The sequence below is a fragment of the Luteimonas sp. TWI662 genome, assembly GCF_039673825.1.
GTDB lineage: Bacteria > Pseudomonadota > Gammaproteobacteria > Xanthomonadales > Xanthomonadaceae > Luteimonas.
The window spans coordinates 1-504 of the sequence record NZ_JBDJMI010000062.1 but is presented as its reverse complement, the minus strand read 5'-3'; the positions used below and the strand labels follow the sequence as shown (position 1 = coordinate 504).

Annotated in this window: 1 protein-coding gene; it reads right to left on the bottom strand. The window is 64.1% G+C overall.

Annotated elements, in window-relative coordinates; genetic code table 11:
• Positions 1-20: 20 nt before the first annotated feature.
• The coding region (locus ABE488_RS17745) for a sugar phosphate nucleotidyltransferase (RefSeq protein WP_346449712.1) at positions 21-504 on the bottom strand (484 nt) is incomplete at its 5' end.

Here is a 504-nt window from a genome sequence, read left to right as displayed (position 1 = left end):
CAGCTTGGTTTCGATGATCTTCAACGCACCACTCCTCGGTTCACCAGGGTCTGCAGGTACTGGCCGTAGCCGTTCTTCGACAGCGGCTTGGCCAGCGCCAGCAGTTGCTCGGCATCGATCCATCCCTGTCCGAAGGCGATCTCCTCCGGACAGCACACCTGCAGGCCCTGCCGGTCCTGGATGGTCTGGATGAAATTGGAGGCTTCGTGCAGCGACTGGTGGGTGCCGGTGTCGAGCCAGGCGTAGCCGCGGCCGAGCTGTTCAAGATACAACGCCCCGTCGTCCAGATAGCGACGGTTGAGGTCGGTGATCTCCAGCTCCCCGCGCGGCGAGGGCGCGAGTTCGGCGGCGTAGTCGCTGGCCCGGCCATCGTAGAAGTACAGGCCGGTCACGGCGTAGTTGGAACGCGGCTGCTCGGGTTTCTCGGCGATGTCGACGACCTTGCCATCGGCATCGAACTCGGCCACACCGTAGCGCTCGGGATCGTTGACCCAGTAGCCGAAG